The 3,498-nt window shown below is 64.9% G+C and carries 4 protein-coding genes; all 4 read right to left on the bottom strand.

What is annotated here, in order from left to right:
* Nucleotides 1–53 precede the first annotated feature (53 nt).
* The 4 genes from mtaB to CN311_RS21105 all read right to left on the bottom strand — a co-directional run bounded on the left by mtaB (nt 54) and on the right by CN311_RS21105 (nt 3,497).
* Nucleotides 54–1,355, bottom strand: a complete 1,302-nt coding sequence (gene mtaB / locus CN311_RS21120; protein WP_097575647.1) for a tRNA (N(6)-L-threonylcarbamoyladenosine(37)-C(2))-methylthiotransferase MtaB — start codon at nt 1,353–1,355, stop codon at nt 54–56.
* Nucleotides 1,355–2,239 (bottom strand): diaminopimelate epimerase, encoded by an 885-nt coding sequence (gene dapF, locus CN311_RS21115; protein WP_097575646.1) that lies wholly within the window; start codon nt 2,237–2,239, stop codon nt 1,355–1,357. Before dapF ends, mtaB begins: the two co-directional genes overlap by 1 nt.
* Nucleotides 2,240–2,336: 97 nt before the next feature.
* The gene (locus CN311_RS21110; protein WP_006327034.1) at nt 2,337–2,498 is read right to left on the bottom strand and encodes a DUF1328 family protein; all 162 of its coding nucleotides are present in this window, start codon (nt 2,496–2,498) and stop codon (nt 2,337–2,339) included.
* Between the two features lie 57 nt (nt 2,499–2,555).
* Nucleotides 2,556–3,497, bottom strand: coding sequence for an MBL fold metallo-hydrolase (locus CN311_RS21105; RefSeq protein WP_245440897.1), 942 nt, complete (start codon nt 3,495–3,497; stop codon nt 2,556–2,558).
* Nucleotide 3,498: the final 1 nt, after the last annotated feature.

Below are 3,498 nucleotides of genomic sequence, written 5' to 3'. Positions count from 1 at the left end.
TTCTTGCCGAACGAGAATATCTTCTTGAAAAAACCGGCCATGCTTCAATCGTCTCAGGCGGCGCGGGCAGCGAGGGGCGCCGCGATCAGGCGAGCGCCGTCATGGCCGGCGATATCGGCCTCGACGATCTCGCCCGGCGCGCCTGCCGCGATCGCGGCAAGCGTAAACCCTTCGGTGCGGCCGAGACCGTCCCGCTCGATCAGGATCGACTGGCGGCTGCCGGCGAGCGCAGACAAATGCCGGCTGTAGGCGGCTTCACCGGCCTGGCGCAGCCGGGCGGCGCGCTGCTTGACCACTTCGCGGCGGACCTGCGGCATGCGCGCTGCCGGCGTGCCTTCGCGCGGGCTGTACGGGAAGACGTGCAGATGCGTCAGGCCGCATTCCCCAACGATTTTTTCGGAATTCTCGAACATCGCCTCGGTCTCGGTCGGGAAACCGGCGATGATGTCGGCGCCGAACACGATGCCGGGGCGCAGTTTCCTGACATCCTCGCAGAAGCGGATCGACTGGTCTCGGCTGTGCCGGCGCTTCATCCGCTTCAGGATCATGTCGTCGCCGGATTGCAGCGAAAGATGCAGATGCGGCATCAGCCGTGGCTCGGTGGCAATCGCGTCGAGCAGGTCGTCGTCGGCCTCGATCGAATCGATGGAAGAAAGCCGCAGGCGCTTTACGCCTTGCACCTGCTTCAGGATCGTCTTGACCAGTTTGCCAAGCTTCGGAGCACCCGGCAGGTCGGCGCCGAAGCTTGTCATGTCGACCCCGGTCAGCACGATCTCGGCATAGCCATTGTCGCTGAGCCGCTTGACCTGCTCGACCACGGCGCCCATCGGCACCGAGCGCGAATTGCCACGGCCATAAGGAATGATGCAGAAGGTGCAGCGGTGGTCGCAGCCATTCTGCACCTGGACGAAGGCGCGCGCCCGGCCCTCGATGGCTTCGACCATGTGGCCGGCCGTCTCGCGCACCGAAAAGATGTCGTTGACGCGCGCCTTCTCGGTGTCGTTGACGCCGAAATCGGGCAGTGCGCGATAGGAATGCGCTTGAAGCTTCTCCTCATTGCCGAGGACGAGATCGACCTCGTCCATGGCGGTGAAATTCCGCGGCTCGGTCTGCGCGGCGCAGCCGGTGACGATGATGCGCGCCCCGGGATTCTCGCGGCGGGCTTTTCTGATCGACTGCCTGGCCTGGCGCACCGCTTCGCCGGTGACGGCGCAGGTGTTGAAAATAATAGCGCCGCCTTCCAGCGTACCGAGGCCGGCGTTTTCGGCCTGGCTGCGCATCACTTCGGATTCATAGGTATTCAGCCGGCAGCCGAAGGTGACGACCTCGATACCCTTGTTGGAGACAGCGCCCATCAGGCGGCGCTTTCGGTGTCGCGGGCCCATACGCCGGTCGACGGGTCGAAGCTGCCGGAAAATTCCCATTCGGCGGCACCGGTCAGGATGACGTGGTCGTCGTCGCGCCATTCGACATGCAGTTCGCCGCCGCCGGGCGTCACCAGCGTGACACTGCGTCCAGTGCGCTTGGTGCGGGCGGCAGCGACGACGGCGGCACAGGCGGCTGAGCCGCAGGCCTTGGTCAGGCCGGCGCCGCGCTCCCAGGTGCGGATGACCATGGTTTCGGGCGAAGTGACCTGTGCAATGGTGATGTTGGCGCGCTCGGGGAAGATCGGATGGTTTTCCAGCAGCGGGCCGAAGCGGTCGAGCTCGTAAGACCAGACATCGCGGTCGACCCAGAAGATGGCGTGCGGATTGCCCATCGAAACGACCGAGGGCGAATGCAGCACCGGCGCATCGATCGGGCCGATCTGCAATTCGATCATGCGGGTGTCGCGGAACTCCTCGGCCAGCGGGATGTCCTGCCAGCCAAAACGCGGTGTGCCCATGTCGACCGAGATCGATCCGTCAGCATGTTCCCTGGCGTTGAGGATGCCGGCGACGGTCTCGAAGGTGAAGGTCTTCTGGCCGGTCTCGGCGGCGAGCGCCTGGACGACGCAGCGCATGCCGTTGCCGCAGGCCTGCGCACCGGTTCCATCGGAATTCAATATGTCGATGAAGAAGGCGGTGCCCGGGGTCCTGGCGTCGTGGATCGCCATGATCTGATCGAACTTGGTCGCGGCATCGGCGTTCAGCGCAATGGCGGCAGCCGCGGTTACCCGATCGGCACGACCGCGCATATCGGCAACGATGATCTCGTTGCCGATGCCGTTCATCCTGGCGAAGGGGGCCGTGCCTGCCATGCTCCGGTGGTTCCGCGTCGGTTAGCCGTGTCCGTTTGGCGCTATATGGCGGAAACGGGCCGGAATTACCAGTGCGGCGCGTTATCGGCGGACGTTCTCACGTCACCGCAAAAACGCCAAGTACGATCAACAGGAAGATGAGGAGAACGATGCCGATGAGAATTCGGGCGCCGGTCGCGGCAGCCCCTGCCAGTGCCGGCATGCCGAGCAGGCTTGCCGCGGCAGCGACGATCAGAAGAATGATGATCCATTTGATCATGGAAGGCTCCCAATTGTGTCGGCGACACAACGCGTTTCAGCGATTTGGGTTCCTTCGCTAGACCGCCGGCACGTCCCAGACCTCGCCGGGCCGCAAGGCGCGAAAGCATTCCTGTGGCAGGCCTTCGGCGTCCAGCGCCTCGGCCAGCTTCCGGGCCGGCTCGTCGATCGGCTCGTTGGTGAGTTGGAACGTGCCCCAATGGCAGCCGGCGGCATGGGCGGCGTTGCAAAGCTTCATGCCTTGCACCGCTTCTTGCGGGTTCTGGTGCTGCGGCGCCATGAACCAACGCGGCTCATAGGCGCCGATCGGCAGGATGGCGAGGCGCAAGCCGCCATGTTTCTCGGCCATCAGCCGGTAATTTGCGCCGTCGTGAAAGCCGGTGTCGCCGGCGAAATAGACCTTTCCGGCCGGAGTCTCGACGACGAAGCCGGCCCACAGCGCCATGCGCCGGTCGCGCGCGCCACGCGCCGACCAGTGATGCACCGGCTCGACATGAACGGCGACCTCCTTGCCGATGTCGACCCGGTCGCCCCAGTCATGCACCGACAGCCGCATGCCAGGCACGGCTTGATCGATGATGGCGTCGTTGCCGAGCGGCGTCAGCACCAGTGGGTCGTGCCTGGCCTTCAGCCGCTTCAGCGTGGCGAGGTCGAGATGGTCGTAATGATTGTGGCTGACCAGCACGAGGTCGATCGGCGGCAAATGGGAGAAGATGATGCCCGGCGGATTGACCCGTTTCGGCCCGGCAAAGGACAGCGGCGAGGCACGCGGCGACCAGACAGGGTCGGTGAGGATGTTCAGGCCGGCCGTCTGGATGAGCAGCGAGGAGTGGCCGACCATGGTCAGCCGCAGTTCGGCGCCATCGACGCGCTCGGCCGGTCTTGCCTGATGAAACGGGCTCGGCTGGGCCGCCGGCCATTTCGAGCGTTCGCCGCCCAGCTGCCATTTCAACAGGTCGGAAAAACGGCCGGGCGGCTTGCCGTTGGGATTGAAGAACAAG

Source organism: Mesorhizobium sanjuanii, from assembly GCF_002529485.1.
Classification (GTDB): domain Bacteria; phylum Pseudomonadota; class Alphaproteobacteria; order Rhizobiales; family Rhizobiaceae; genus Mesorhizobium; species Mesorhizobium sanjuanii.
Note: the sequence above shows the minus strand (reverse complement) of the source record. Positions and strands in the feature narration are given on the sequence as shown.